Origin of the sequence: Streptomyces natalensis ATCC 27448, assembly GCF_000935125.1 — a bacterium.
GTDB classification, from domain to species: Bacteria; Actinomycetota; Actinomycetes; order Streptomycetales; family Streptomycetaceae; genus Streptomyces; species Streptomyces natalensis.
This window is the reverse complement of sequence record NZ_JRKI01000010.1, coordinates 159020-181657: the sequence shown is the minus strand read 5'-3', so window position 1 is coordinate 181657 and position 22638 is coordinate 159020. Positions and strand designations below refer to the sequence as shown.

Sequence of the window (22638 nt, the reverse complement as noted above, 5' to 3'; positions counted from 1 at the left end):
TTAGTCCACCGGCTGCCCCGGTCAATCAACCGGTTCCGCGCGTCCCGCGACGGGTTTGGCGGACCGGTCGTTCACCCGTACAGAGGCATGTCCGTCATCACTGTGGGTTACCTCACACGGAGTGATGTTGACCCCTATGCCCGTCCTCACACGCGACCGGAACGGGTGTTGCCCATTACCGTGAAGGCATGCCCATACCTGCGTCGCAGCCGCTGCCCCCGTCCGCCGACCGCGCCGCCGCCCGCGCCGGTGAGAGCGGTCCTCCCCACTCGGCGAAGGCCGAGAGCCCGGGGACGGTCACCGATCGCCTCGTCGAGGCGAACCGCCACTATGCCACCGACTTCACCGACCCCGGGATGGACGCCCGGCCGGTCCTCAAGGTCGCGGTGGTGTCCTGTATGGACGCCCGTATCGACCTGCACGCCGCGCTGGGCCTAGAGCTCGGCGACTGCCACACCATCCGCAACGCGGGCGGCGTGGTCACCGACGACATCATCCGCTCGCTGACGATCAGCCAGCGCGCGCTGGGCACCCGCTCGGTCGTCCTGATCCACCACACCGGCTGCGGTCTGCTCAGCCTGACCGAGGACTTCCGCCATGAGCTGGAGGCCGAGGTCGGACAGCGGCCCACCTGGGCGGTCGAGGCGTTCAAGGACCTCGACGACGACGTACGGCAGTCCATGCAGCGGGTGCGTACCTCGCCCTTCCTGCCGCACCGGGACGATGTCCGGGGCTTCGTCTTCGATGTGACGACGGGCCTGCTGCGGGAGATCGATCCCCGGCCGTAAGGATCCGGCCAAGCCGACTGACACCCCCGGCCCCGAACGCCCCGGACGCACCGGACATATCACCCCCAGTTATCCACAGGCCATGACGCGAAGCCGCGCGGACAGCAAGAATGCGTGGGTGACCAGTGCTTGGGGAAGGGCCGGGGAGGGCCGAGTGACGACGTACGACGACCGCGTGGGCCTGGGAGATCTGACCGCCACGGTGGAGCGGGTGCACCGTTCGGTGGAGGGTGTGATCGAGGGCAAGCCGGAGGTCGTACGGCTCGCGCTGACGGTGCTGCTGGCCGAGGGCCATCTGCTCATCGAGGACGTGCCGGGGGTGGGCAAGACCATGCTTGCCAAGGCGCTGGCCCGCTCCATCGACTGTTCGGTGCGGCGGATCCAGTTCACCCCGGATCTGCTGCCCTCCGACATCACCGGGGTCAGCATCTTCGACCAGCAGCGCCGGGAGTTCGAGTTCAAGCCCGGCGCGGTCTTCGCCCAGATCGTGATCGGCGACGAAATCAACCGCGCCTCCCCCAAGACCCAGTCGGCGCTGCTGGAGTCGATGGAGGAGCGCCAGGTGACGATGGACGGGCAGACCCATGAACTGCCCAGCCCCTTCATGGTCGTCGCGACGCAGAACCCGGTGGAGATGGAGGGCACCTACCCGCTGCCCGAGGCGCAGCGGGACCGCTTCATGGCGCGCGTCTCGATCGGCTATCCCAGCGCCGCGGCCGAGCTCCAGATGCTGGACGTGCACGGCGGCGCCTCCCCGCTCGACGACCTCCAGCCGGTCGCGCACGCCGATGAGATCGTCAAGCTGATCGACGCGGTGCGCACGGTCCATGTCGCCGAAGCCGTCCGCCGATACGCGGTGGACCTGGTGGCGGCCACCCGCAGCCATCCCGAGCTGCGGCTGGGTGCCTCGCCGCGGGCCACGCTCCATCTGGTGCGGGCCGCGAAGGCCGCGGCGGCGCTGGCGGGGCGGGAGTTCGCGCTGCCGGACGATGTGCAGTCGCTGGCCGCCGCGGTGCTCGCGCACCGGCTGCTGCCCACCGCACAGGCCCAGTTGAACCGCCGTACCGCCGAGCAGATCGTGCTGGAGATCCTGCACCGCACGCCGGTCCCCGATCCGTCCTCGCCGCAGTGGCGGCCGGGCCGCGGCCAGCAGCCGCCCGGAGTACGGGGGTTGTGATGTCCGACGGGGGGAGCTTCGGGGCGGGGCACGAGGGGACGCCGCAGCGGGCGGGGCTGCGGGCGGCGCTCGGGGGGCTGACCACGCGCGGCAGATCGTTCCTGGCGGCCGGGGTGGCCGCGGCGGTGTGTTCGTTCCTGCTCGGGCAGGCGGATCTGCTGCGGGTCGGGCTGCTGCTGGCGGCGCTGCCGCTGGTGTGCGTCCTGGTACTGCACCGCACCCGGCACCGCGTCACGGGCAGCCGTACGCTGACGCCCGGCCGGGTGCCGGCGGGCGGCGAGTCCCGGGTCCGGCTGCGGATCGAGAACGTCTCCCGGCTGCCCACCGGGGTGCTGATGCTCCAGGACCGGGTGCCCTACGTCCTGGGGCCGCGGCCGCGTTTCGTGCTGGACCGGGTGGAGGCCGGCGGCCGGCGGGAGGTGTCCTACCGCGTCCGGTCCGATCTGCGCGGCCGCTATCCGCTGGGGCCGCTCCAGCTGCGGCTGTCCGATCCGTTCGGCATGTGCGAGCTGGCCCGTTCCTTCAGCACCGCCGACACCCTGATGGTGGTGCCGCGCACCGAGCCGCTGCCGCCCGTCCGCCCACCGGGCGAGACCCCCGGCTACGGCGACGGTCGGCAGCGCTCCCTGGCGCTGGCCGGTGAGGACGACATCATCCCCCGCGGCTACCGCCACGGCGACGATCTGCGCCGGGTCCACTGGCGGTCGACCGCACGCCACGGCGAGCTGATGGTGCGCCGGGAGGAACAGCCCCAAAAGGCGCGCTGCACGGTCCTTTTGGACACCCGGGTACAGGCGCACGAGGGAGCCGGTCCCGAAGCGGCCTTCGAATGGGCCGTCACCGCCGCCGCATCGGTGGGCGTCCATCTGCTGGAGCGGGGCTTCTCGGTGCGGCTGCTGACCGACACCGGCAGCCCGGTGCCCGGCCTGGACGGCACCGGCGCCGCCGCGTCCGCTGACACGGCGGGCCTGCTGCTGGACACCCTCGCGGTGCTGGAGCCCTCCGAGGAGAGCGGGCTCTCGGCCGCATACGACGCCCTGCGCGGCGGCAAGGAGGGCCTGCTGGTCGGCTTCTTCGGCGATCTGGACGAGGAGCAGGCGGCGGTCGCGGGGCGGATACGGCAGCGCTGCGGCGCGGCGGTGGCGTTCGTCCTGGACGGGGATGCGTGGCTGACCGGCCCCGGCGGGATCCGGTTCGCGTCGGACCAGCTGCCGGTGGCGGAGCGGGTGCTGATGCTGCGCAAGGCGGGCTGGACGGCGCTGCCGGTGACCGCCGACAGCTCACTCGCCGATCTGTGGCGGTGCGCCGCCGACCACGCCGGGGCGGGCCCGGAGCGGCCCGCACCGGACGGCGCCACGGCGGGAGGCGGGGCATGAGGGCACGGACGGGCGGAGCCGAGCGAAGCGAGGTGTCGGCATGAGCGAGCACAGGGAGCTCATCAGAAGGGGGTGCGCGCTCCGCGAATGCGGAGCCGAGCGAAGCGAGGTGTCGGCATGAGCGGTCGGGGTCGACTGGCGCTGTGCGCGGCGATGGCGACGCTGTGCGCGGCCTGCGCACTGCTGCCGCTGGTGCAGCCCTTCGACTGGCTGGTGCCGGCCGCGATCCTGCTGGCAGTCGTCAGCGGTGCGGGCGCGCTGATGCGGCGGGTGCCGCTGGCCAGACCGCTGACCATCGCGGCGCAGGCGCTGCTCGCCGTCCTGCTGCTGACCGTGTGCTTCGTCCACGACCGGGCGGTCCTCGGGCTGTTGCCCGGACCGGACGCCGTTACCGAGTTCGCCCGGCTGGTCCACGAGGGCGTACGGGACGCCGGCCGCTACGCCACCCCGGCGCCGGCCACCCCCGGCATCCGGCTGCTGCTGGTGGCCGGGGTGCTGCTGATCGGCCTGGTGGTGGACGCGCTGGCGGCCACCTACCGCAGCGCTGCCCCCGCCGGGCTGCCGCTGCTCGCGCTGTACTCGGTGGCGGCCGGGCTGTCCCAGGGCGGCGCGGGCTGGCTGTGGTTCCTGGTGGCGGCGGCCGGCTATCTGATGCTGCTGCTCGCCGAGGGCCGCGACCGGCTCTCCCAGTGGGGCCGGGTCTTCGGCGGGACGGGCCCGGCCCGGCCGGGCGGCTTCGGCTCCGCGGGCGGCGCCCCGCCCCCGGTGCGTACCGGCCGCCGGATCGGCGCGCTGGCCCTGGGGATCGCGCTGGTGGTGCCCGCCGCGCTGCCCTCGCTGGGCGGCGGGCTGATCGGCCCGCCCGGCGACGGCAGAGGCCCCGGCGGCGGGGGCGGCACGATCTCCGCGGTCAATCCGCTGGTCTCGTTGCAGAACAGCCTCAACCAGCCGGAGGACAAGGAAGTCCTCAACTACCGCACGACCACCGGGGACACCAGCGATCTGTATCTTCGGATAGTGGCCCTGGACCGGTTCGACGGCGCGGCCTGGAGGCCGTCCGAACGCACCGTCACCGATGTCCCCGACCGGCTGCCGGGACCGCCCGGCCTGTCCGCCGAGGTGCCCACCACCACGGTCAACACCTCCGTCTCGACCGCCGACTGGTACGCCCAGAACTGGCTGCCGCTCCCCTACCCCGCCTCCCGGGTGGACATCGCCGGGCGCTGGCGCTTCGAGCCCGCCGGACGCACCCTGGTCGGCGACCGGGGGCAGACCACCCGCGGGGTGCAGTACCAGGTCGAGAGCCTTCAGGTGCGGCCGACCGCGAAACAGCTGGCCGCGGCCCCGCGGCCGCCCGCCCGGCTGGTCCGCGAGTACACCAAGGTCCCCGCCTCGCTGCCCTCGGTGGTGCACCGGACCGCGCTCGCGGTCACCCGCGGCGCGCACACCGCGTACGACAAGGCGGTCGACCTCCAGGACTGGTTCTCGCTCAACGGTGGTTTCACCTACAACACTCAGGTCAACGCGGGCAGCGGCAGCGAGGCCATCGCCCGCTTCCTGAAGGACCGGGAGGGCTTCTGCGTCCACTTCTCCTTCTCGATGGCGGCGATGGCGCGGACGCTGGGGATCCCCGCCCGGGTAGCGGTCGGCTTCACGCCGGGCACCCCGCAGTCCGACGGCACCACCTCCGTCAGCCTCAAGGACGCGCACGCCTGGCCCGAGCTGTACTTCCAGGGCATCGGCTGGACCCGCTTCGAACCGACCCCGAGCCGCGGCAGCGTCCCCGACTACACCTACCGCGACCACGGATCGGCCGGAGCCGATCCCACTGACCCCGCTCCCCGGCCCGCACCGTCCGCCGAAGCGCCGCACGCCCCGTCCACGGCCCCGAGCTGCGCCCCCGGTGAGGGGCGGCAGGGCTCAGGGACGTCCTGTGCGGCGGCTCCCGCCCGACCCGGCGCCGGACCCACGGCCGGTGGCCCCGCCCTCTGGCCGGTCCTGGCCATCGGCCTGGCCGCGCTGCTCGTCGCGTTGTTGCTCTGCGTGCCCCTGCTGTGGCGGCTGCGGATACGCTCCCGATGGCTGGCGGGCGGTGACGCGGCAACGGACCCCCTGCCCGCCTGGCAGGAGCTGCTGGACACGGCCTGGGACTTCGGGATCCTGCCGGACGAATCGCTGACGCCGCGCAGGGCGGCCGCCCGGATCATTCGCATCGGGGAACTGCAAGGGGAAGCCGCCGAGGCCGCCCGCCGCATGGCCGCGGCGGTCGAGCAGACGCTGTACGCCCCGCAGCCGCACCCGGTGTCCGGTCTCACCACCGACGTCCAGCGGGTCCACGCCGGACTGCACACGGCGGCCACCCGCGCCCTGCGGCTGCGCGCCCGGCTCGCGCCGCGCTCCGCGGCCCGTCTCGTCCAGGCCTGCTCGGCCCGCTGGACGGCCTTCGCCACCCGCTGCCGCACCAGCGCCCCGGTCACCGCGGCCCGCCGCGCGGCATCGGCCCTGCGGCCGGGACGGCAGCGCGCGTAGGGGGCAGGGGGCAGGGCCGGCGTGTGCCGCGGGGCGGACGCCGACGCAGGCGAGGTCTCCGGACGGACGAGGACCCTGGACGGACGAGGGCTACGGACGGACGAGGGCCACGGACGAACGCCGGCGCGGGCGGGGGCCGTGGGCGGCCGTTCGGGTCCTCGCGCCCTGCCCGGCGTACGCGGAGCCCGGCTCCCGGCCCGTCGTCCGGCCCCGTACACACTGCGGCGCGGCCGCCCGATCCTGTCGGGTGGCCGCGCGGAGTCCGGTGAAGTGTCCGGCGAGCGGGGGGCGGTGGGGCTCAGTGGCCCTGTTCGTCGCGGCGGCGCTGCCAGCGGTCCTCGATGCGGTTCATCATCGAGCGGCGCTGCCGGGTCTGACGGCGGGCGGGTCCGCCCGAGGAGGACTGCTGTTCACCCGGCTTGGGGGCTTTGCGCCATCCGGTGACGGCCAGCACCGCGCAGCCGAGCATGACGAGGAAGCCCACCACGCTGACCCAGATCAGCGGGACGACCATGCCGGCCATGAGCAGGCCGATACCGATCAGGAAGCCCGCGACCGCTTGGTAGACCCGTCGCCGGGTGTACGTACGCAGCCCGCTTCCCTCAAGCGCTGTCGCGAACTTGGGATCTTCGGCGTACAGCGCTCGCTCCATCTGCTCGAGCATGCGCTGCTCGTGCTCCGAGAGCGGCACGGAGTCCTCCTACTCGTCGGTCGCGGGGGGCGACCGGGGTGCGACCCTTTCAGGATAGGCAGGGATTCGCCCCCGTGAAACCCGCCCCTCAACGCCAGTTCACCGCTCCGGGCCGCCACGGCGGCCGGTGTGATGCTGCCTGCATTCCCCACCCGCCCTTCCGTCATGCCGGAACGTCGTACCCCGATCATACGGGGAGAAGGGGCCGATCGGGTGGTCCGTGACCGACAGCACGCGGTAATCGTGCAGCTCGCACGGGTCAGCGACGGGCCGTCGGCGGCCGCCGGGTGCCGACCCGGGGGGGCGGCTCAGTCGCGCTCGGCCAGGACGTGCAGCTGGGTGGCCACGGCATGGAAGGCGGGCTGCTCCGCGGCGGCCGCCTCCAGCTTGAGCAGGGCGTCCACGGCGCCCGGCTCGGTGTCGACCAGCACACCGGGGACCAGGTCGGCGAAGACCCGCACGCCGTGCACCGCGCCGACCGTGAGGCCGGTGGCGGCGACCAGGTCGGTCAGCTGTGCGGCGGTGAAGCGGCGCGGCACGGGGTCGCCCTCGCCCCAGCTTCCGGCGGGGTCGGTGAGGGCGTGCCGGGCCTCGGTGAAGTGACCGGCCAGGGCGCGGGCGAGGACGGCGCCGCCCAGGCCCGCGGCGAGCAGGCTGAGGGTGCCGGCCGGGCGCAGCGCGTCGACGGCGTGCCGCACGCCCTCGGCCGGGTCGTCGACGTACTCCAGGACGCCGTGGCACAGCACGGCGTCATAGCCGGAGCGCTCGACGACGTCGAACAGGCCGTGGGCGTCGCCCTGGACGGCGCGCACGCGGTCCTCCACCCCTGCCTCGGCGGCCCGCCGCTCCAGGGCGAAGAGGGCGTTGGGGCTGGGGTCGACGACCGTGACGCGATGGCCGAGGCGGGCGACCGGGACGGCGAAGTTGCCGGTGCCGCCGCCGGTGTCCAGGACGTCCAGGGCGTCGCGGCCGGCGGCTTTGACCCGGCGCTCCAGGGCGTCCTTGAGGACCTCCCAGACCACGGCGGTACGGAGGGAGGCGCGGGGGCGCAGCGGGTCAGACACGGCGGATGGCTCCTCGGCGGGGGCATGAACGTCCAGTCGTCCACCACCCTATTCCGTCCCGCGGGGTGCGTGGCCTGCGGAGCCGTGCCGCCTGCCGCCCGCGTGCCGCCCGCGCCGCCGCGGCACCCGCGCGCGCCCGCCCGAGGCCCGGCACAAGCCCGCCGGGGCCCGCCGCCCGAAGCCCGGACAAGCCCCCGGCGGCCCGCCGGAAGCCCGGCACGGGCCGCATCGGCCCGCCCGGGCCCCGGGGCCGCCCCGGATCAGCCCGCCCGGCGCCGGGCGGCTCCCTCCTCCCCCGCCGCCGGACCGCCCGCCCGCTGCGGCGGCAGCGCGGGCTGGAGCAGCAGCATCCGCTCCACCAGGCGCAGGAACATCGCCACGTCCCGCAGCAGGTCGTCGGCTTCGCGGCGGCCGGCCGCGCCGGCTATGCCCGCCTCGGCCCTGGCGCGGCGTTCGGCTCCGGCGGCGAACAGGGCGCTCCATTCGGACAGTTCGGGCGCGACCTCGGGCAGCACCTCCCAGGCGCTGCGTATCCGCTGCCGGCGGCGGACGGTGGTCTCGGGCCGGCCGCGCACCGCGAGCACGGCGGCCGCGGTGCGCAGGGCGGCCAGATGGGCAGTGGCGAACCGTTCGTTGGGCGTCTCGAGGGTCTGTGCTTCGTCGAGGCCCTGGCGGGCCTGGGTGAGCAGATCGAGGGCCGCGGGCGGGGCTGCCGCCCGCCGCAGGACGGGGTGGACATCGTTCGGGGGACCGTACGCAGCGGAGCTGCCCACGCGGGGACGAGCTGCCATGACGAACCTCCTGTCGTCGCCTGCCGGTTCGGGACCGAATGGCGATTCGGGACCGTATGACCCCATCGTGAGGGGCACCACTGACAATCGGCGCTGACCTGCACTTTCCCCGAAAAGCGGACGATGCGGCGGCGTAGGCGCGGCGGACGCGCACGAATTCGGCGGCTGTTTTCCCCACCCCCTTGCGTACCGGCGGTACGGCACCCGATACTTTTGAACTGACCGGTCAGTTCAAGCACAGTCCGAGGAGGGGAAGGATCGTGGACAGCACCCCGCGCGGGGCGGCGGTCACGGCCACGGGATTCGGCGTCAAGGGCCCCCGCGGCTGGGCGTTCCGGAACATCGGCATCACGGCGGCGCCCGGTTCGCTGATCGCCGTCCAGGGACCGTCGGGTTCCGGGCGGACGTGTCTGCTGCTCGCGCTCACCGGGCGGATGACGTCCGCCGAGGGTACCGCCGAGATCGGCGGTCTGCCGCTGCCCAGGAAGATGGCCGCGGTCCGCTCGGTCACCGCGCTCGCCCACGTACCCGGGGTCGCCGAGCTCGACCCGGCGCTGACGGTGGGCGAGCATCTGCGCGAACGCGCCCTGCTCCAGGGCCGGTTCGGCGGTTCGCTGCGGGCGCTGCTGCGGCCCCGGCAGGAGCGTCGGGCCGAGGCCCGCGCCCTGGTGGACGGCGCGCTGGAGGCCGCCGGGCTCGACCTGGAGACGCTGCCCAAGGGGATCCGCACCTCGGTCCGCGATCTGGAGCGGCTGGAGGCGCTGCGGCTGTCCGTGGCGCTGGCGCTGATCGGCGGCCCGCGGCTGCTGGCCGTGGACGACACCGATCTCAAGCTGTCGGACGACGAACGGCGCCGGGCCTGGGCGATGCTGCGCGGCCTTGCGGCGGCGGGCACGACCGTGCTCGCGGTGTGCAGCGAGCCGCCGGCGGACGGCACGGACGGGGCCGCGGGTGGGGAAGTGGTCCTGGTGCGCACCGGCCCGCCCGAGGCCGTACCGGACGGGCCGAAGACCGTGGTGGGCGATGCGGATGCCGTAACGGGCGGGGCCGCACCGGAGACGGACGCCCCGGAGCAGGCCGCCCCGCAGAACGACGCGGACGACAGGGACGACAACGAGGAGGGGGCGGCCGATGCGCTCGCCGAAGCTGGCCGCGCTTGAGCTGAAGCGGTTCGGGAGGGGGAAGCTGCCGCGCGCCGCACTGGCCGCGCTGCTGCTGTTGCCGCTGCTGTACGGCGCGCTGTACCTGTGGTCCTTCTGGGATCCCTACGGGCGGCTCGACAAGATACCCGTCGCGCTGGTCAACCAGGACAAGGGCGCGAACGTCGACGGGAAGCGGATCTCGGCGGGCGAGAACATCGTCGACGGACTGGGCGAGAGCCACACCTTCGACTGGCGCCCCGTCGACGCCAAGGAGGCCGCCAGGGGCGTCGAGGACGGCACGTACTACCTCTCGCTGTCCATCCCCGCGGACTTCAGCAAGCGGATCGCCTCCAGCTCCGGTGACCACCCGGAGACCGGCGCCCTCAAGGTGCGCACGAACGACGCGAACAACTACATCGTCGGGCAGATCTCCCGGACGGTGTTCTCCGAAGTGCGCTCGGCGGCCTCGGAGAAGTCCGCGCGCACCTTCTTCGACAAGATCTTTGTCTCGTTCTCGACGCTGCACGGGAAGACCGAGGAAGCCGCCGAGGGCGCCGACAAGCTCAAGAACGGCCTCGGGAAGGCCAAGGACGGCAGCGGCAAGCTGGCCGACGGGCTGGGCACCGCCAAGGACGGCAGCGGTCGCCTGGTCAAGGGACTGGGCGACCTGGACGCGGGCGCCGGACGGCTCAGCCGGGGCAGTACGGATCTGGCCAACGGCGCCGGTACGGCCGCGGGCGGAGCGCGCCAACTGGCCGACGGCTCCGGCCAGGTGGCGCAGGGCACCCAGCAGCTCGCCGACACCGTCAACGACCTCGACGCCAAGGTGGGCCCCTTCGTGCGGGCGCACGGCAGGGAGATCGGCGAGGCGGCCCAGCTGGTCGCCGACGGTTCGCAGGCTCTGCGCGACAACCTGGACAGGCTGCCCGGCGCGGCCGCCACCGGGGCGCAGCTCTCGCGCGGCGTCTCCGACCACCTGGCCACGTACTACCGGCTGCACTGCGAGACGGGGATCAGCCTCGATCCCACCTGCGGCGAACTGAAGAAGATCAACGACGACGCGGCGACCGCGGCGGACGCCGCCGAGCGGGTCAGCGGCTACGTCCACGACCAGAAGAACCTCGACCAGCTCGGCCGGGACCTGGACACGCTGCACTCCCTGGCGAGCGAACTGGCCAAGCACGGGCCCACCATGGGCCGGGACATGGACGCCGCCGTCAAGAAGATCAACGCTCTCAACGACGGTGCGCACAAGGTGTCCGCGGGCGCCCGCAAACTGGCCGCGGGCAACGCCCAGCTGGCCTCCGGGGCACGGCAGCTGGACGACGGCACGCACCAGTTGCACGACGGCACCGGCCAGGCCGCCAACGGGATGGGCGACCTCGACTCCGGTGTGGGCAAGCTCAAGGACGGCGCGCAGACGCTCGACGGCGGCCTGTTCAAGCTCTCCGACGGCTCGCAGAAGCTGGCCGGCGGGCTGCACGACGGTGCCCGGCAGATCCCCGACTACGGCAAGAAGGCCCGCGACGCCCGCACCAAGGTGATGTCCGACCCGGTGCAGCTGGCCTCCGACGCCGCCCACAAGGCGCCGAACTACGGCACCGGCTTCGCCCCGTACTTCATCCCGCTGTCCCTGTGGGTCGGCGCCATGGTGGCGTACATGCTGATCCAGCCGCTCAACCGGAGGGCATTGGCGATGGGCGCCTCCTCCTGGCGGGTGGCGGTGTCCGGGTGGCTGCCGGTGGCCGGGATCGGGGTGCTCCAGACCGCGGCCCTGATGTCCGTACTGCACTTCGCGCTCGGCCTCCAGATGGCCAGGGCGGCCGGTACGCTCGGCTTCCTCGTCCTGGTCACGGCGTGTTTCTCGGCGATCGTGCAGTGGCTGAACGCCAAGTTCGGTCCGGCCGGCCGGATCCTGGTGCTGGCGCTGCTGATGCTCCAGCTGACGTCGGCGGGCGGTACGTACCCGGTGCAGACCAGCCCCGGCTTCTTCGGCGCCATCCACCCCTATCTGCCGATGAGTTACATCGTCGCGGGGCTGCGCCGGCTGATCACCGGGGGCGACCTCGCGCCCGTATGGCAGGGCAGTGCGGTGCTGGCCGCCTTCACCGTGGGCGCGCTCGCGCTGACCACTCTGGCGGCCCGCGGCCGCCAGGTGGTGCGGATGAAGGACCTCCACCCGGAGCTGAGCCTGTGAGCGGGCGGGCCGCGCGGAGCGGCACAATCGCCCCCATGGACAGCTCCACTTCTCGCCGCGACGCCACCAGGCGCAAGCTCTTCGAGGCCGCGGTCACCCTCATCGCCGAACAGGGCTTCTCCTCCACCACGGTGGACGAGATCGCCGAACGGGCCGGCGTCGCGAAGGGCACGGTCTACTACAACTTCGCGAGCAAGAACGTCCTCTTCGAGGAGCTGCTGCGGCACGGCATCGAGCTGCTGGCGGCCTCCTTGCAGGACGCGGCCGACGAGGTGACCGGCCGCGGCGGCACCCGGATCGACGCGCTGGACGCGATGATCCGGGCCGGACTGGAGTTCATCGCCGCCTACCCGGCGCTCACCCAGCTCTACGTCGCCGAACTGTGGCGTACCAACCGCGCCTGGCAGTCCACCTTGATGGTGGTGCGGGGGCGGGCCATCACCGTGGTGGAGGGTGTGCTGCGCGAGGCGGTGTTGGCCGGTGAGCTGAGCGAGGAGATCGACGTCCCGCTGACCGCCTCGGCGCTGTTCGGGATGGTCCTGGTGGCCGCCCTGGACTGGCAGTCCTACCAGCCGGACCGGTCGCTGGACGAGGTGCACGCGGCGCTGTCGCGGCTGCTGCAAGGGAGGGTGACCGGCCGCCAGGAATAGGTCCGGGGGCCGGGCCGCCCCCCCCGGTGGCCAAGGCCCCGCACACAAAAAACGCGCTGCCCTGGCGCGGATCGTTCCCCCATCGATCCGACCAGGACAGCGCTTCCCCCGTGCTCCCCCGTACTTCCCCCGTACTTCCCCCGTGCTCCCCCGTCACGGCCGGGAGCCGCGCCGTTCCGCCGCCCCGTGTCGGCGGTGCGGCGCCGCGTCCCTTCCGTGGTGCCCACTCTTCCTTCCCGGCGGCCCCCGGCCCATCCGCGTACCTACTCATCTCGCCGCCTGAGTACGGATACTCACCCGTGAGCACCCGTGCCCTGCGCCCCCCCTGGCCGCCCGGTACGGCGCGCCGCCCGTCTACGATCTCCTGCGTGTCCGTACTCCCTCTGGTCTTCACCAGCGGCTGGGCGAGCGGGATCAACGCCTATGCCGTGGTCCTGCTGCTCGGTCTGCTGGGCGCCACCGGCGTCACCCACGAGGTGCCCGCCGCGCTGGAGCGCCCCGACGTCCTGATCATCGCCGCGGTCCTCTTCGTGTGCGAGGCGGTCGCCGACAAGGTCCCCTACGTGGACTCGGTCTGGGACGCCGTCCACACGGTGATCCGGCCCGTCGCGGGCGGCGTCGTGGCGGCGCTGCTGGCCGGGCACGACGGATCGCTGCCCCAGCTGGCGGCGGGCGCGGTGGGCGGCTCCACGGCGCTGCTGAGCCATCTGGTCAAGGCGGGCATGCGGATCGCGGTCAACACCTCGCCGGAGCCCGCGAGCAACATCCTGCTGAGCCTGGCCGAGGACCTCGGCGTCGCCGGCCTCATCGCCTTCGCCCTCTTCCACCCGGTGATCGCGGCGGGGATCGCGGCGGTGCTGCTGATCGGCGGCATCGCGACGGTGATCTTCCTGTGGTCGCGGATCCGCCGCTTCCTGCGCCGCCGCCGCGAGCGGCGGGAGGAGAAGAAACGCCTGGCCGCGGGCGTTGTCAGTGGCGCCGGATAAGGTCACGGACATGGCACGGATTGCGGTGATCGGCGCCGGGATGGGCGCGATGGCGGCCGCTGCCCGGCTGGCCGTTGCGGGTCACCAGGTGGCGGTGTACGAGCGCGGGGCGACGTACGGCGGCGCGCTCGGGCGCTTCGAGCGGGACGGCTTCGGCTTCGACACCGGGCCCGGTCTGCTGCATCTGCCGGCCGTCTACCGCGATCTGTTCCTCAAGACCGGCAAGGAGCCGCTGGAGAGCCGTATCGCGCTGGCCCAGGTCGATCCGGCGAGCCGCCATGTCTTCGCCGACGGCACCGCCGTCTCGCTGCCGAACGCCTCGCGCGCCGGGGTGCTCGCGGCCCTGGACGAGGCGCTGGGCGAGGGCGCCGGCGAGCGCTGGAGCGCCTTGATCAACCGCGCCCGGGACGCCTGGGACGCCACCCGCCGCCCGCTCCTGGAGGAGCCGCTGTGGCGGGACCGGCGGGTGCTGGGCCGCGATCCGTATCCGGCGGTGCGCAGGCGGGGGCTGTTCGGGCGCGGCAAGGGCCCCACGACCGCCACCCTCGACGGGATCGCCCGCCGCGAGCTGGCCGACCCCCGGCTGATCGCCCTGCTGGAGAGCCATGCGCTGGCCTACGGCCTCGACCCGCGCACCGCCCCGGCGAGCGCGGCGGTGCTGCCGTACATGGAGCAGACCTTCGGCAGCTGGTATCCGCGCGGCGGGATGCGGGCGCTGGCCGAGGCGGTGTACGAGCGCTGCCGGGAGCGCAGGGTGGAGTTCGCCTTCGGTGCGGAAGTGACCGGCATCGTGGCGCGCGAGGGCCGGGCGTCGGGCGTCGAGCTGGCTGACGGCCGGGTGGCGGAGGCGGAGTCCGTGGTCGCGGGCATCGACCCGGCGCGGCTCCCGGCGTTGCTGAAGGGGAGCGATCCCTACGGAGCGGACGACGTACGGCCCCAGGCCCTGTCCGGGGGGCGTGCCGCGGGGCGGCTGACGGTCTGCCTGGCGCTGCGCGGGGCGCGGCCCGCGCAGGCGGTGCACCGGACGGTCGTGCATCCGGCCGACCGTGCCGCGGAGCTGGCCGCCGTGTTCGGGGACGGCGGCGTGCGGGGGCTTCCCGAGCGGCCGACGGTCACGGTGCTGCGCCCCGACGACCCCACGTCCCGGCCCGACGACGGACACGAGGCGGTGACGCTGTCGGCGGCGGTGCCGGTCCCCTGCGGCGCGGACGCCGCGGCCGTCGAGGCGGCCGCGGACCGGATGACCGAGGCTGCCGAGGCCGCCGTCCCGGGCCTGCGCGAGCGGGTGCGATGGCGGGAGGTCCTGCCGCCCGCGGACGACGAGTGGCTGCCCGCGCCGGCGCTCGCGGGCCAAGGCGGCCGCTGTCTGCGGCCCGGCAACCGCACCCGGATACCGGGCCTGTACGCGGTCGGTGGCCGCGCGCATCCGGGCGGCGGTCCGGCACACGCCGGGATGTCCGGCGCGATCGTGGCGGGTCTGATCGTCAACGGGGACGACTGGAGCGGCTCCACCTGAGCGGCTCCGCCTGAGAGCGCGGCCCGCGGCCGGGGCCCGTCCCGGATGGCGCGTCAGTAGCGGTAGTGCTGCTCGTCGTAGCCCTGCTGCTGATAGGGCGGGTACGGCTGCTGCTCGGGCGGGAGTTCACCGTCGCGCTGCTGCGGCACCCAGGACCCGCCCGGCGGTGTCTGGGAGTAGCCCTCGCCCGGGTTCTGGCCCACGCCGTCGTACTGCCCGGCGGTGTAGGGCGCCTGGCCGTAGGGATCGGGCTGCGCGTACGGGTCGGGCTGTGCGTACGGGTCGTAGGGCGCGCCGTACTGCTGGGCGCCGATGTACGGGTCGGAGTAGGCGGCCACCGGCCCCTGGTCCGTGCCGTCGCCGTACCCCGCGTACGGGTCGGCGTAGGCGTCCGCGTAGGCGTTCTGACCCGGCGCGCCCTGGCCGTAACCGCCGCCGTAGCCATAGCCGTTGGCGTCGCCGTCCACGGCGCCCGGGGCCGCGCCCGGGGCGGTGCCGTACGGGTCGTAGCCGGGGTAGTCGGAGTAGCCGGGCTGCGGCTGCCCGGCGCGGGCGTCCGGGCTGTATATGCCGTACTGCCCGGTCTCGTCGGGCATCGGCTGGGGGGCGTACACCGTCGCGTCGGAGGCGGAGTTCTGGCCGGCGTACGTGCCCTCGGCGGAGGCGCCATAGCCGCTCTCGTTCCCGTACGGCCCCTGGCCTCCGTACGCGTACGCCTCCTGGCCCCCGTACGACCCCGCCGCCTCATAGGACCCGGACGGGTCGTAGGGGCTCTCGCCGTAGGAGCCCTGCGCGCCGTAGACCGCGTCCTGGCCCGCGTACCCGCTCTGAGCGGCGTAGCCGTCCTGGCCCTGGAAGGCATGCGCACCCGCGAAGACATTCTCGTCGTCCTCGTCGCGGGCCGGGTCGTCGGTGACCGGCCCCGCCTCCAGATCGGAGACCTGGAGGGCCGGTTCGACGGCGGGCGCGCCGCCGGAGCGGGCCCGGCGGCGCCCCTTCTCGGCCGGTTTGGTTCGCAGCGCCCAGCCGGTGGTGAAACCGCGCCGGAAGGAGAGCGTGACATTGGTCTGACCGACGGCGAAGGCGGCCACGCCCACTCCGATGACGATCACCTGGGGCAGCAGGACGCCGACGACCACACCGAGAAATCCCACGAAAGCCAGCAGCCGCCAGCGCAGCCGCGCCTTGTTCTGGAGCAGGACCTCGGCCAGGAGCCAGACGGCGACCAGGCCGAACGCGATGTAGAGGATCGTCCATCCCATATACGCCCCTCTTCCGCCGCTGTCCGGCCACCGTTGCTCAGGACCGCTGGTGCAGCCCCAGATTCTCGTAGATCTCCAGGGTCGCCGTGGAGTGGTTCAGGGTAATGAAGTGCAGCCCCGGAATGTCCTCGGCCATCAAGCTCGCACACAATTCCGTGGCGTACTCGATTCCAATGGAGCGTACCGCCGCCGGATCGTCCTTGACCGCCATGATGCGGTCCGCGAGCTCGGGCGGGAAAGCGGCGTTGCTGAGCTGGGCGAAACGCTCGATCTGGCGGACGTTGGTCACCGGCATGATCTCGGGGATGATCGGCGTGCTGCAACCCGCCGCGGCGACCCGGTCGCGCAGCCGGAAGTAGTCCTCGGCGTAGAAGAACATCTGGGTGATGGCGAAGTCGGCGCCGGCCCGGCATTTGTCGACGAAGTGCCGGACGTCGGCGTCCCAGTCCGTCGAGCGGGGGTGCATCTCGGGGAAGGCGGCGACGCCCACGCAGAAGTCGCCGGACTCCTTGATCAGCTGGACGAGCTCGGCGGCGTATCCGACGCCCTCCGGGTGCTTGATCCACTCGCCCATCGGGTCGCCGGGCGGATCGCCGCGCAGCGCGAGCATGTTGCGGATACCGGCGTCGGCGTACTGGCCGATGATGTTGCGCAGGTCGGCCAGGGAGTGGTTGACGGCGGTGAGGTGGGCGACCGGGGTCAGGGTGGTGTCGGTGGCGATGCGTTCGGTGGCGCGGACCGTGCCCTCACGGGAGGTGCCGCCGGCGCCGTACGTCACGGAGACAAAGGTCGGGGAGACGGCCTCGATCCGGCGAATGGCGTTCCACAGGGTCCGCTCGCCCTTCTCGGTCTTCGGGGCGGCGAACTCGAACGAATAGGACTGCTTGCCGGAAGCGAGCAGTTCGCGCACGGTGTGCGCCCGATCAGTCCTGGTGGAAGCTGTACCTAGGGCCATACCGGCAGGTTAACCAGAGCCTCGGCACATACCAACCAGTGGCGCTTTTTGTCCACGGGCTGGACATTTTCCCGGCCACGGAACGTCCGGAAACCGTCACTGCGGCGGCGCATCCGCCTTTCGCCGGACGGCACACCGGGCTCCCCGGCTAGACGTCCCGGGAGCGGATCCGCTTCGCCAGATCCGCGGCGGCCGCGGCGGGGTCGTCGGCCTCGGTCAGGGCCCGGACGACCACGACCCGGCGGGCGCCGGCCTCCAGGACCTCGTCGAGATTGCCGGCGTCGATACCGCCGATGGCGAACCAGGGGCGCTCGGGGGCGCGGGCGGCGGCGTAACGGACCAGGCCGAGGCCGGGAGCGTGACGGCCGGGCTTGGTGGGGGTCGGCCAGCAGGGGCCGGTGCAGAAGTAGTCCACCCCCGGCTCGGTCAGCGCCGCGTCCACCTCGGCCTCGGCGTGGGTGGAGCGGCCTATGAGGACGTCGGGGCCGAGGAGCGCGCGGGCGGCCGGGACGGGGAGATCGCCCTGTCCCAGGTGGAGCACCTCGCTGCCGATGGCGTGGGCGACATCCGCGCGGTCGTTCACGGACAGGAGCTTGCCGTGCCGCCGGCAGGCGTCCGCGAAGACCTCCAGATGGCGCAGCTCCTCGCCGGCCTCCATGCCCTTGTCGCGCAGCTGGACGATGTCCACGCCCGAGGAGAGCACCGCGTCCAGGAACTGCGGCAGATCGCCCTGGCGGGTGCGGGCGTCCGTGCACAGATAGAGCCGGGCGTCGGCGAGGGCCTGTCGTGCGGTGGTCATCGGGCGTCTTCCCCCCAGGTCGGGGGCGTACGGACCGGGCTCGGTCCGCACGCCCCGGTGCGGTTACGGATCAGGGTGCGGCGTCAGACGGCGAGCGCCTGGGCGCGGCGCTTGACCTCCGTGCCGCGATTCTCGCGCAGCGCCTGCGCCGGGGTCCCGGGCAGGGTCTCATCGGGGGTGAAGAGCCACTCAAGCATTTCGTCGTCGGCGAAGCCGTCGTCGCGCAGCAGGGTCAGGGTGCCGACGAGTCCCTTGACGACCTTGCCGTCCTTGATGAAGTCGGCGGGCACCTGGAGCACCCGGTTCTCGCCGCGGCGCACCGCGATCAGCTGGCCCTCCTTGACCAGCTGCCGCACGCGCGTCACCTCGACGCCGATGTTTTCGGCGATGTCGGGGAGGGTGAGCCAGGCGGGGACGAGTCCATCGATGTTTGCGTCAATCTCGGTCACAGGACAAGCCTGCCACCTCGCACTGACAGTCGGTAGCCGGGCCTCGCCATCAGGGTCTGCGGGGCACACCGGAGGGTGACATCCGTTGGCGCGTCCTGGCTGGAGGACCGCGCCCTAGAGGACCGCGGACTTCAGGGGCAGCGCGGCGTCCGCGGCCCGGTCGCGGTCGAGGGCGGCGCCCTTCTCGATGAGCTTGCGGCCCTGGGCCAGATCCCTGGGCCGGCCGACGGCCAGCAGCGCGACCATCCGTCCCTCGTGCAGCCACAGCACCGACCAGGAGGCGCCCGCCGGGTCGCCGCGCCAGATCATCTCGTCGGCGGCCTGGTGATGGCCCGCGTACTGGACGAACCGCCCGAACTGCTCGGACCAGAAATACGGGACCGGGTCGTAGACCACGCCCTCCGCCGCCCCACGGGCGATGTTCTCACCGACCGTACGGGGCCCCTGGAGGGCGTTGTCCCAGTGGTGGATCAGCAGCCGGCGGCCGTAACGGGCGGAGGGGAAGGAGGCGCAGTCGCCGACCGCGTAGACGTCGGGGACGGAGGCGCGCAGCTGCTCGTCGGCCAGTACGGAGCCGTTCTCATGCGAGAGGGCGACGCCGGAGCCGGCCAGCCAGCCGGTCGCGGGGCGGGCGCCGATGCCGACGACCACGGCGTCGGCGGGCAGGACGGTGCCGTCGGCGAGGACGACCGCGCCCGGTTCCACGGCGGCGACGCCGGTGCCGGTGCGCAGTTCGGCGCCGGCATCCGCGTACCAGGAGGTCATATGGGCGGCGACCTCGGCGGGCAGCGCCCCGGCCAGCGGGCGCTCGGCGGCCTCGACCACGGTGACCGCGCAGCCCGCCTCGCGCGCCGCGGTGGCGAACTCCGCGCCGATCCAGCCCGCCCCGACCACCACGATGCGGCGCTGCGCGGCGAGCACCGGACGCAGCCGCTCGGCGTCGTCCAGGGTGCGCAGCAGATGGACGCCGGGCATGCCCTCGCTGCCGGGCAGCAGCACCGGTTCGGCCCCGGTGGCGATCACCGCGTAGTCGTACGGGACCGGGCCCTCTGCGGTGTCGGCCTCGTGGTCGCCGGGGCGCAGCGCGGATACCGGGCGGCTGAGGTGCAGATCGATGCCCAGGCCCGCGAAGTCGACGTCGAAGGCAGCGCCGTCGGCCTTGCCGAGCAGCAGGGCCTTGGACAGCGGGGGGCGGTCGTAGGGCTGGTGGGGCTCGTCGCCGAGCAGGGTGATCGCGCCGCGCCAGCCCTGTTCGCGCAGGGCGACCGCGGTCTGCACCCCGGCGATGCCCGCGCCGGCGATCAGCACGCGGCGTGTGTGGTCAGGGGCCTGCAAGGACGTCCGCTGCTCGCTCATGCCGAAACCTCGCTCCGCTCGGCCCCGCATTCGCGAGGCGCGCACCTCCTGATGGTTCGCTCGCTTCGCTCGTTCATGGCGAAACCTCGCTCCGCTCGGCCCCGCATTCGCGAGGCGCGCACCTCCTGATGGCTCGCTCGCTTCGCTCGTTCACCCACTCACTCTAGGACGGCGGGGGACGACGGGAAGGCAGCCGGGAGCAGCCCGCAGCGAGATCTCTGACACAGCGTCACGGACGGTGACGCGGGCGGGCGGCCCCGGGGCGCTCCCTTACGGCGTGTTGCGGGCCCGTACTAGGGTGACGGGTACACGCACTCGCGGGAGCCCGGACGCACCGGGCTGAGAGGGAGGCTGGCCGGCCTCCGACCGTACGAACCTGATCCGGGTCATGCCGGCGAAGGGAGGGGCTGGACGCCCATGCATCCATCCGCGACATCATCGCGACCAGCAGCCGGGCACCCCGATGTGCTCGTCATCGGAGGCGGCATCATCGGGCTGGTCACCGCCTGGCGGGCGGCCGGCCGGGGGCTGCACACCGTGGTGGCCGATCCGGCGCCCGGTGGCGGGGCCGCCCGGGTGGCGGCCGGAATGCTGGCCGCCGTGACCGAGCTGCACTACGGCGAGCAAACCCTGCTCGGCCTCAATCTCGCCTCCGCGCGGCGCTATCCGCAGTTCGCCGCCGAACTGGAGGAGGCCAGCGGGCAGCGGATCGGCTACCGGCCCTGCGGCACCCTGGCCGTGGCACTGGACGCCGACGACCGCGCTTTTCTGCGCGACCTGCATGCCCTCCAGACCCGCTCCGGGCTGGACTCGCAGTGGCTGACGGGGCGCGAGTGCCGCCGGCTGGAGCCGATGCTGGCCCCCGGGGTACGCGGCGGGCTCCGGGTCGACGGCGACCATCAGGTCGATCCGCGCCTCCTGGCGAGCGCGTTGCTGATCGCCTGTGAGCGGGCCGGGGTGGTCTTCCACCGGGAGCAGGCGGTGCGGCTGACGGTCGAGGGCGGACGGGCCACCGGCGCCGAACTCGCCGGCGGCGCCCGCCTGGCGGCCGGTCAGACCGTGCTGGCCGCGGGCAGCTGGAGCGGACGGCTGGCCGGGGTCCCCCCGGAGGTGCTGCCGCCGGTGCGGCCCGTCAAGGGCCAGGTGCTGCGGCTGCGGCTGCCGGTGCCGCCGGCCGGGAGCCCCCCGTTCCTCTCGCGCACCGTACGGGCCGTCGTCCGCGGCAATCCGCTCTACCTGGTGCCCCGCGAGAGCGGCGAGCTGGTGCTGGGCGCCACCAGCGAGGAACTGGGCTTCGACACCACCGTCACCGCGGGCGGCGTCTACGAGCTGCTGCGGGACGCGCACGAGCTGGTCCCGGGCCTGACCGAGCTGCCGCTCGTGGAGACCTGCGCCGGGCTGCGGCCCACCTCGCCCGACAATGCGCCGCTGCTCGGCCCGACCGCGCTACCCGGCCTCCACCTGGCCACCGGGCACTTCCGCAACGGCGTCCTGCTGACCCCGGTCACCGGCGAGGCGATGGCCGAGCTGCTGGCCACCGGGAGCCTGCCCGAAGAGGCCCGCCCGTTCTCCCCCGCGCGCTTCCCCGCCCCACGGGCCGAGCGCGCCCGCGTCCCAGAGGAGCAGCCCGTATGAGCGAGCGAGCCATCAGGAGGTGCGCGCCTCGCGAATGCGGGGCCGAGCGAAGCGAGGTTTCGGCATGAGCGCCCCCAGTGGCCCGACCGTCTCGGTGTCCGTCAACGGCGAGGCCCGGCAGATCCCCGGCGACCTGACCCTGGACCGTCTCGTCGCCACCCTCACCCGGGCGCCCTCCGGCGTGGCCGCCGCGGTCAACGAGACCGTGGTGCCGCGCACCCGGTGGTCCGCCACCCCGCTCGGCGACGGCGACCGCGTCGAGGTGCTCACCGCGGTCCAGGGAGGCTGATCCGCGCAGATGGCCTCCGACCTCACCACGTCCCCGGCACCGGCCGCCCACCCGGCGGACGACCTCCTCACCATCGCCGGCACCACCTTCGAGTCCCGTCTGATCATGGGGACCGGCGGCGCCCCCAGCCTCGACGTCATGGAGCGTGCGCTGCTCGCCTCCGGTACGCAGCTGACCACGGTCGCCATGCGGCGGCTGGACCCGACCGTGCAGGGCTCGGTGCTCTCCGTACTGGAGCGGCACAAGATCCGGGTGCTGCCCAATACGGCGGGCTGCTTCACCGCGGGCGAGGCGGTGCTCACCGCCCGGCTGGCCCGGGAGGCGCTGGGCACCGACTGGGTCAAGCTGGAGGTCGTCGCCGACGAGCGCACCCTGCTGCCGGACCCGATCGAGCTGCTGGACGCCGCCGAGACCCTGGTGGACGACGGTTTCACGGTGCTGCCCTATACGAACGACGACCCGGTACTGGCCCGCAAGCTGGAGGACGCGGGCTGCGCGGCGATCATGCCGCTGGGTTCGCCGATCGGCTCCGGGCTGGGCATCCGCAATCCGCACAACTTCCAGCTGATCACCGAGCGGGCGGGCGTCCCGGTCATCCTGGACGCGGGCGCGGGCACCGCCTCCGACGCGGCGCTGGCCATGGAGCTGGGGTGTGCGGCCGTCATGCTGGCCTCGGCGGTCACCCGGGCCCAGGAACCGGGCCGCATGGCCGCGGCCATGCGGCATGCCGTTGTGGCCGGTCGCCTGGCGTACCGCGCGGGGCGGATTCCCCGGCGGCACTTCGCCCTGGCCTCTTCGCCGGAGGACGGCGTGGCGGCGCTTGACCCCGAACGCCCAGCGTTTTAGGCCCCACGTTGTCGGCCGTCCCGCCGTGGGGGTTTGTCGCCGTTGCTCCCCCAGCTAACGCTGGGAGGTACCCCCAGCGGCGGGCGTAGGTGTTTCGGGTGCGGTGCCACGCCTCCGGACTTCGTCCTGCGGCGCGGCCC

At 73.6% G+C, this 22638-nt stretch carries 20 protein-coding genes and 1 riboswitch; of the genes, 12 read left to right on the top strand and 8 right to left on the bottom strand.

What is annotated here, in order from left to right; genetic code table 11:
- The first annotated feature begins 188 nt into the window (after positions 1–188).
- The 4 genes from SNA_RS09205 to SNA_RS09190 all read left to right on the top strand — a co-directional run bounded on the left by SNA_RS09205 (position 189) and on the right by SNA_RS09190 (position 5870).
- On the top strand, positions 189–788 hold the full coding sequence (locus tag SNA_RS09205; protein ID WP_030068191.1) for a beta-class carbonic anhydrase: 600 nt from the start codon (positions 189–191) through the stop codon (positions 786–788).
- Positions 789–942: 154 nt separating this feature from the next.
- Entirely contained in the window at positions 943–1965 is a 1023-nt protein-coding gene (locus SNA_RS09200; protein ID WP_044364262.1) for an AAA family ATPase, read from the top strand.
- Complete coding sequence (locus SNA_RS09195; protein ID WP_044364260.1) at positions 1965–3341, top strand: DUF58 domain-containing protein; 1377 nt, start codon at positions 1965–1967, stop codon at positions 3339–3341. The genes SNA_RS09200 and SNA_RS09195 overlap by 1 nt, the downstream gene beginning before the upstream one ends.
- A 117-nt stretch (positions 3342–3458) precedes the next feature.
- Positions 3459–5870, top strand: a complete 2412-nt coding sequence (locus SNA_RS09190; protein ID WP_044364259.1) for a transglutaminase TgpA family protein — start codon at positions 3459–3461, stop codon at positions 5868–5870.
- A gap of 298 nt (positions 5871–6168) precedes the next feature.
- Here the strand turns inward: SNA_RS09190 and SNA_RS09185 are convergent, their stop codons facing one another.
- The 3 genes from SNA_RS09185 to SNA_RS09175 form a co-directional block, all read right to left on the bottom strand.
- Positions 6169–6561, bottom strand: a complete 393-nt coding sequence (locus SNA_RS09185) for a DUF3040 domain-containing protein (protein WP_030068181.1) — start codon at positions 6559–6561, stop codon at positions 6169–6171.
- Between the two features lie 308 nt (positions 6562–6869).
- Positions 6870–7625 (bottom strand): methyltransferase, encoded by a 756-nt coding sequence (locus SNA_RS09180; protein WP_030068180.1) that lies wholly within the window; start codon positions 7623–7625, stop codon positions 6870–6872.
- A 260-nt stretch (positions 7626–7885) separates the two neighbouring features.
- Complete coding sequence (locus SNA_RS09175; RefSeq protein WP_044364258.1) at positions 7886–8416, bottom strand: SAV_6107 family HEPN domain-containing protein; 531 nt, start codon at positions 8414–8416, stop codon at positions 7886–7888.
- Between the two features lie 260 nt (positions 8417–8676).
- Here SNA_RS09175 and SNA_RS09170 point away from each other — a divergent pair, with 260 nt between their 5' ends.
- The 5 genes from SNA_RS09170 to SNA_RS09150 all read left to right on the top strand — a co-directional run bounded on the left by SNA_RS09170 (position 8677) and on the right by SNA_RS09150 (position 14907).
- Positions 8677–9576: an ATP-binding cassette domain-containing protein gene (locus tag SNA_RS09170; RefSeq protein ID WP_044364257.1), complete on the top strand. Its 900-nt coding sequence runs from the start codon at positions 8677–8679 to the stop codon at positions 9574–9576.
- Positions 9548–11755 (top strand): YhgE/Pip domain-containing protein, encoded by a 2208-nt coding sequence (locus SNA_RS09165; protein WP_030068174.1) that lies wholly within the window; start codon positions 9548–9550, stop codon positions 11753–11755. Before SNA_RS09170 ends, SNA_RS09165 begins: the two co-directional genes overlap by 29 nt.
- Positions 11756–11790: 35 nt before the next feature.
- On the top strand, positions 11791–12405 hold the full coding sequence (locus SNA_RS09160) for a TetR/AcrR family transcriptional regulator (RefSeq protein ID WP_030068173.1): 615 nt from the start codon (positions 11791–11793) through the stop codon (positions 12403–12405).
- Positions 12406–12773: 368 nt separating this feature from the next.
- Positions 12774–13391: a DUF4126 domain-containing protein gene (locus SNA_RS09155; RefSeq protein WP_044364255.1), complete on the top strand. Its 618-nt coding sequence runs from the start codon at positions 12774–12776 to the stop codon at positions 13389–13391.
- A 10-nt stretch (positions 13392–13401) separates the two neighbouring features.
- Positions 13402–14907 (top strand): phytoene desaturase family protein, encoded by a 1506-nt coding sequence (locus tag SNA_RS09150; protein ID WP_198535006.1) that lies wholly within the window; start codon positions 13402–13404, stop codon positions 14905–14907.
- A 53-nt stretch (positions 14908–14960) separates the two neighbouring features.
- Here the strand turns inward: SNA_RS09150 and SNA_RS09145 are convergent, their stop codons facing one another.
- The 5 genes from SNA_RS09145 to SNA_RS09125 form a co-directional block, all read right to left on the bottom strand.
- Positions 14961–16169 carry a hypothetical protein gene (locus SNA_RS09145; protein WP_030068167.1) on the bottom strand — a complete coding sequence of 403 codons (1209 nt, stop codon included), beginning with the start codon at positions 16167–16169 and terminating at the stop codon, positions 14961–14963.
- Positions 16170–16206: 37 nt separating this feature from the next.
- Positions 16207–17124, bottom strand: a complete 918-nt coding sequence (gene metF / locus SNA_RS09140) for a methylenetetrahydrofolate reductase [NAD(P)H] (protein ID WP_030068165.1) — start codon at positions 17122–17124, stop codon at positions 16207–16209.
- Positions 17125–17272: 148 nt separating this feature from the next.
- On the bottom strand, positions 17273–17923 hold the full coding sequence (gene thiE / locus SNA_RS09135) for a thiamine phosphate synthase (RefSeq protein ID WP_030068164.1): 651 nt from the start codon (positions 17921–17923) through the stop codon (positions 17273–17275).
- 83 nt (positions 17924–18006) lie between these two features.
- Positions 18007–18372, bottom strand: a complete 366-nt coding sequence (locus SNA_RS09130; protein ID WP_030068163.1) for an Rv2175c family DNA-binding protein — start codon at positions 18370–18372, stop codon at positions 18007–18009.
- A 114-nt stretch (positions 18373–18486) separates the two neighbouring features.
- Entirely contained in the window at positions 18487–19728 is a 1242-nt protein-coding gene (locus tag SNA_RS09125) for an NAD(P)/FAD-dependent oxidoreductase (RefSeq protein ID WP_030068162.1), read from the bottom strand.
- Positions 19729–20035: 307 nt separating this feature from the next.
- A riboswitch (TPP riboswitch) is annotated at positions 20036–20148 on the top strand.
- Between SNA_RS09125 and thiO the strand changes: the two genes are divergently transcribed.
- The 3 genes from thiO (at position 20146) to SNA_RS09110 (ending at position 22498) form a co-directional block, all read left to right on the top strand.
- Positions 20146–21363, top strand: coding sequence for a glycine oxidase ThiO (gene thiO, locus SNA_RS09120; RefSeq protein ID WP_198535005.1), 1218 nt, complete (start codon positions 20146–20148; stop codon positions 21361–21363). (Overlaps the previous riboswitch by 3 nt.)
- A 64-nt stretch (positions 21364–21427) precedes the next feature.
- The gene (thiS, locus tag SNA_RS09115; protein WP_030074050.1) at positions 21428–21652 is read left to right on the top strand and encodes a sulfur carrier protein ThiS; all 225 of its coding nucleotides are present in this window, start codon (positions 21428–21430) and stop codon (positions 21650–21652) included.
- A gap of 9 nt (positions 21653–21661) precedes the next feature.
- Entirely contained in the window at positions 21662–22498 is an 837-nt protein-coding gene (locus tag SNA_RS09110; RefSeq protein ID WP_044364251.1) for a thiazole synthase, read from the top strand.
- Positions 22499–22638 lie beyond the last annotated feature (140 nt).

Excerpts from the sequence above, each read along its gene's own strand:
- thiO (WP_198535005.1), top strand. The coding sequence starts at position 20,146 with ATGCATCCATCCGCGACATCATCGCGACCAGCAGCCGGGCACCCCGAT.
- SNA_RS09165 (WP_030068174.1), top strand. The coding sequence starts at position 9,548 with ATGCGCTCGCCGAAGCTGGCCGCGCTTGAGCTGAAGCGGTTCGGGAGG.
- metF (WP_030068165.1), bottom strand. The coding sequence starts at position 17,124 with ATGGCCCTAGGTACAGCTTCCACCAGGACTGATCGGGCGCACACCGTG.
- SNA_RS09150 (WP_198535006.1), top strand. The coding sequence starts at position 13,402 with ATGGCACGGATTGCGGTGATCGGCGCCGGGATGGGCGCGATGGCGGCC.
- SNA_RS09195 (WP_044364260.1), top strand. The coding sequence starts at position 1,965 with ATGTCCGACGGGGGGAGCTTCGGGGCGGGGCACGAGGGGACGCCGCAG.
- SNA_RS09125 (WP_030068162.1), bottom strand. The coding sequence starts at position 19,728 with ATGAGCGAGCAGCGGACGTCCTTGCAGGCCCCTGACCACACACGCCGC.
- thiS (WP_030074050.1), top strand. The coding sequence starts at position 21,428 with ATGAGCGCCCCCAGTGGCCCGACCGTCTCGGTGTCCGTCAACGGCGAG.
- SNA_RS09160 (WP_030068173.1), top strand. The coding sequence starts at position 11,791 with ATGGACAGCTCCACTTCTCGCCGCGACGCCACCAGGCGCAAGCTCTTC.
- SNA_RS09145 (WP_030068167.1), bottom strand. The coding sequence starts at position 16,169 with ATGGGATGGACGATCCTCTACATCGCGTTCGGCCTGGTCGCCGTCTGG.
- SNA_RS09205 (WP_030068191.1), top strand. The coding sequence starts at position 189 with ATGCCCATACCTGCGTCGCAGCCGCTGCCCCCGTCCGCCGACCGCGCC.
- SNA_RS09190 (WP_044364259.1), top strand. The coding sequence starts at position 3,459 with ATGAGCGGTCGGGGTCGACTGGCGCTGTGCGCGGCGATGGCGACGCTG.
- thiE (WP_030068164.1), bottom strand. The coding sequence starts at position 17,923 with ATGACCACCGCACGACAGGCCCTCGCCGACGCCCGGCTCTATCTGTGC.
- SNA_RS09175 (WP_044364258.1), bottom strand. The coding sequence starts at position 8,416 with ATGGCAGCTCGTCCCCGCGTGGGCAGCTCCGCTGCGTACGGTCCCCCG.
- SNA_RS09110 (WP_044364251.1), top strand. The coding sequence starts at position 21,662 with ATGGCCTCCGACCTCACCACGTCCCCGGCACCGGCCGCCCACCCGGCG.